This window comes from Kitasatospora sp. NPDC056446, from assembly GCF_042796115.1.
Classification (GTDB): Bacteria; Actinomycetota; Actinomycetes; order Streptomycetales; family Streptomycetaceae; genus Kitasatospora.
Genome location: NZ_JBHTRF010000159.1, coordinates 1 through 4222, shown reverse-complemented (window position 1 = coordinate 4222; position 4222 = coordinate 1). Strand labels below are relative to the sequence as shown.

The following is a 4222-nucleotide window of genomic DNA, read 5'->3' as shown; positions in this document are numbered from 1 at the left end:
CACGCCCTCCCGGTCGGTGGTGTGGTCGTCCCCGAAACGACGGTCACCCGTCGCGTCCGGCACGTACTTCACACAGACGACGATCCTCAAGCTCACGGCCTTGTCTCCTGTACTGGTCTCGTCCGGCGGCTGCGGCGGTGCAAGCGGCTGCGCACACGGGACGCAACCGCTCCGGGCAGCGAATTCCCGTGCCGGTCCGGAACTTCCTGGCAGCATACTCGCCGGTAGTCCAGTGGTCACTACTGGCCAGTAGCTTACGCCGGGGGCTCGCACCCGCCGCCTGCGCCCATCCTGCCCCAGCCGGGCACCGACTCCACCCCGCGGGGCGGACCAACCGAGGTGTGATGCCCCCCACGGGCGCGGCCGCCCCGGCGGAAGGGCTCCTCAGAGCGCCCGGCCGAGCGCCGCGATCACGTCCGCCCGGCGCGGCTGCCCCGCGGCCCGACGCACCACCCGGCCGTCGGCGTCCAGCACCAGGACGGTCGGGGTCCGCCGGACCTCCAACCGCCGGACCAGCTCCAGCCGCGCCTCGGCGTCCACCTCGACGTGCTCGACCCCGTCGACCATCCCCGCCACCTCGGCGAGCACCCGCCGGGTGGCCCGGCAGGGCTGGCAGAAGACCGTCGAGAACTGCACCAGCGTCGCCCGCGCGCCGAGCGGCCCGCCCAGCTCCGCCTCCGACAGCCGTACCGCCCCGTCCTTGGCCCGCACCCTCATCCTCCCGTCGCACCCTGCTCTCATCAGCCCGAACGTGGTCGCCACCGCCAGCACGCCAACGCACACCACCAGCCCGGTCATCCCCCCAGTCTGCGCTGTCGCCACCGGGCCCCGAAAGACGGTCGACCGCCGGGGGCCTGCCGCGTACGATCGGCCGGTGGACTCCGAGCGCTCCTCACCGCCGTTGCCGACCTCTCAACTCCTCATCGACCCGGGCCGGGCCACTGCCTCCCACCCTCGCTGACGCCCCCGTCGCCGCCTTCCGCCGCTGCCGCCCGTCGCGACCCCCCGGAGCCCCCGTGCAGACCGACCCCCGCGGTCCCCGCTTCTCCGCCGCGCTCACCTCGGCCGTCCTGATCGTCGTCCTCCTCACCGGCAGCAGCCTCCTCCTGGCCGGCCAGGCACTCGTCTTCGCCCTCGGCGCGTTCGGCGGCTTACGGATCTCCCCGTACGACTGGCTCTTCCGGGTCCTGCTCCTCCCCCGCCTCTCCCCGCCGTCCGAGACCGAGGACGAGCGCCCACTGCGCTTCGGCCAGGGCATCCTCACCGTGTTCGCCACGATCGGCGCCCTCGGGTACGTGACCGGGGTGACCTGGCTCGGCCTGCTGGCCACCTCGGTCGCCCTCGCCGCCGCCTTCCTCAACGCCGCCTTCGGCTACTGCGTCGGCTGCGAGCTCTACCCGGTCGTCCGGCGCGCCCAGGGCCGCCTCACCGCCGGCACCTGAGACCCGTCACGGCCGGTACCGCCACCACCGCCGGGCCCGCCTCCCGACTCCTCTCCGGACGGAAACACGGAGCCGCCTCCGGACGGCAACCCCGGAGCCGGGGAACGGAAAAGTTCCCGCTGGAATTCATCACGGAGATCACACCGGGAAAAATGGCTTGACCGCCCGGCTCAGGTGACAGCAGGCACTCGTTCGGGGGATCATCTCCGTGTATCACCCGTGACCGCCGCGGAGTGCCGCGCTCCGGTCGGCGCCGCCCGCACAACGTCGCGAGTACCCGCCGAACCGGGCCCCGGCCCGTGGAAGTCAGGACTGACCGTGGCAGAGTTCGTGTACCCGCCGGTGATCAGCGCCGCACTCACCGCCTTCCGCGCGCTCGACGTGCGGATCAAGATCGTGGGCGCCGAACACATCCCCGCCAGGGGGGGAGCGGTACTGGTCAGCAATCACATCAGCTACCTGGACTTTCTCTTCGCCGGCCTCGGCGCCTACCGCGGCGGGAAGCGCAAGACCCGTTTCATGGCCAAGGACGACGTCTTCAAGCACCGGATCTCCGGCCCGCTGATGCGCGGCATGAAGCACATCCCGGTGGACCGCACCGACGGCCAGCCCGCGTACGAGGCCGCCGTGCGCGCCCTCAAGGCCGGCGAGGTCGTCGGGGTGTTCCCCGAGGCGACGATCAGCCGCTCCTTCATGCTGAAGAAGTTCAAGACCGGCGCCGCCCGGATGGCCGCCGACTCCGGCACCCCGCTGCTGCCCGTCGTCCTCTGGGGCACCCAGCAGCTCTGGACCAAGGGCCGTCCGAAGACCCTGACCAAGCGCCACGTCCCGGTCACCATCATGATCGGCGAACCGATTCACCTCGGGCCGAACGACAAGCCCGTCATGGTCACCAGACGGCTCCGCGCCGCCATGGGCGAGATGCTCGACCAGGCCCAGCGCGAGTACCCCGGCAAGGCTTCCGGCCCGGACGACACCTGGTGGCTGCCCACCCACCTCGGCGGCACCGCGCCGACCCTGGAGGTCGCCGAGGCCGAGGACGAGGCGGAGGCCCTCGCCAAGGCCGAGCGCCGCGCCGCCCGAGGCTGACCTCCTCCGCCCCGCCGCTCCCCGTCCACTCCGCGCCCCTCCGCACCCGCTACGCCGTGCGATCGAGGCAACGCGATCCGTCGCGTGTCGCCCGACCGACGGCACCCCCCGTCTGACACAGTGACAGCTCCTTTCAGGTGCCTTCGTCCTGAATCGGCGACGGGGGCCGCACGTCGAGCGGTCGGCAAGGTGGAGACGAAGATGACACGGATCACCGGCGGTACACGGAAATCATCCACGAGCAGGGCCCGCACCCGCGCAAGCGCCGGTGCGGGCCTTCTGCTTCTGGCCGCCCTGCTCGCCGGCTGCGGGGCCGAACCCGGAGACATCCCGCTCTCGGAGATCCGGCCGGAGTCCCCCACCGCCACCCCCGAGCCGACACCCGCCGCGACCCCGGGAGTGATCGGGGCAGCGGCCCCCGGCGCCTCCAGCGCGCACAACGGACTGATCGTCAGCCGGGCCTACACCGACTCCTCCCGCAGCACCAGCGTCATCGTCGCCCTCTCCCCCGACGGCAGCGGCCCGCACCAGCTCACCCAGCCCCCGGACCGCACCCGCGACGACCGCCCGGACTGGTCCCCCGACGGCACCAGCATCGCCTTCGACCGCACCGACGCGACCACCGGCACCGCCCGGCTCTGGACGGTCGCCGCCACCGGCGAGGCCGCCCACCAGATCAGCCAGCTCTGCGACGGCGGAGGCGGCAGCGCCGACTGCGCCAACGAGGACGAGCGCGCCCCCGCCTTCTCCCCCGACGGCAAGCAGCTCGCCTTCAGCCGCTCCTGGGGTCCGCTGGACCCGGCCGGCAACAGCCAGACCCAGTACTCCGACCTCTACCTGATGAGCCCCGACGGCACCAGCGTCCAGCGGCTCACCTTCCTCACCAACGACAAGCCCTACTCCGGCTCGGTCAGCAACCCGAGCTGGTCCCCCGACGGCAAGCAGCTCACCTTCGAGTACCGCACCAGCGCCAGCGGGCAGCCCGCCAACAGCCGCGCCATCTACGTCGTCAGCGCGGACGGAACCGGACTCCACCAGCTCACCCCGTGGGAACTACGCGCCGGGGACCGTGCCGACTGGTCCCCCGACGGCACCCGCATCCTCTTCACCACCTACCCGGCCGGCGCCGACAACGCCCCCGGCGGCGGCATCTACACCGTCCACCCCGACGGCACCGCCATCGGCGCCCTGACCCCCGCCCCCTCTGACGCCTACTACGGCGCCGCCGCCTACGCGCCCGACGGGACGTCCATCGTCTTCGCCCAGGCGCCCGCCGGCGCCGGCGCCGATCTGTACAGCATGCGGCCGGACGGCAGCGGCGTCGCTCGCCTCACCAACAACGCCGACCGGTGGCTCAACCGCCCGGCCTGGGGAACGGCGGAAGCGTCGGCCGCGACGGAGCCTTCCGCGGCGCCGTCGGCTCCTTCAGCTCCATCGGCTTCTTCGGCTTCTTCGACTCCGTCGTCCCCGGCCGCTACGGACACTCCGTCGGCGCCGGCCCAGGCTGCCCAGCCCGAGGTCCAGCCGCCCGCCCAGGCCCAGGGGCAACCGCGGACGGAGGATCCGGCAGACGAGGAGGAGTAAGCCGACAGTCCTCCCGGAAATGCGAAAAACCCCCATCCGGATACCGGATGGGGGTTTTTCTGAATGATTGTTCGGCGGCGTCCTACTCTCCCACAGGGTCCCCCCTG

Annotated in this window: 4 protein-coding genes and 1 pseudogene; 3 read left to right on the top strand and 2 right to left on the bottom strand. The window is 72.5% G+C overall.

Annotation, left to right across the window (positions count from 1 at the left end):
• Both ACFQ6N_RS40070 and ACFQ6N_RS40065 read right to left on the bottom strand, forming a co-directional pair.
• Positions 1-96: pseudogene (locus tag ACFQ6N_RS40070) on the bottom strand (electron transfer flavoprotein subunit beta); the annotation flags it as partial.
• Between the two features lie 288 nt (positions 97-384).
• Entirely contained in the window at positions 385-798 is a 414-nt protein-coding gene (locus tag ACFQ6N_RS40065; protein WP_380659095.1) for a TlpA family protein disulfide reductase, read from the bottom strand.
• Positions 799-1016: 218 nt separating this feature from the next.
• On the opposite strand from ACFQ6N_RS40065, the gene ACFQ6N_RS40060 reads away from it, so the two are divergent.
• The 3 genes from ACFQ6N_RS40060 to ACFQ6N_RS40050 all read left to right on the top strand — a co-directional run bounded on the left by ACFQ6N_RS40060 (position 1017) and on the right by ACFQ6N_RS40050 (position 4115).
• A complete protein-coding gene (locus ACFQ6N_RS40060) occupies positions 1017-1442 on the top strand; it encodes a DUF4395 domain-containing protein (RefSeq protein ID WP_380659094.1) in 426 nt (141 codons plus the stop codon).
• Positions 1443-1760: 318 nt separating this feature from the next.
• Positions 1761-2531, top strand: coding sequence for a lysophospholipid acyltransferase family protein (locus ACFQ6N_RS40055; RefSeq protein WP_380659093.1), 771 nt, complete (start codon positions 1761-1763; stop codon positions 2529-2531).
• 201 nt (positions 2532-2732) lie between these two features.
• Positions 2733-4115, top strand: coding sequence for a TolB family protein (locus ACFQ6N_RS40050; RefSeq protein ID WP_380659092.1), 1383 nt, complete (start codon positions 2733-2735; stop codon positions 4113-4115).
• The last annotated feature ends 107 nt before the right edge of the window (positions 4116-4222 follow it).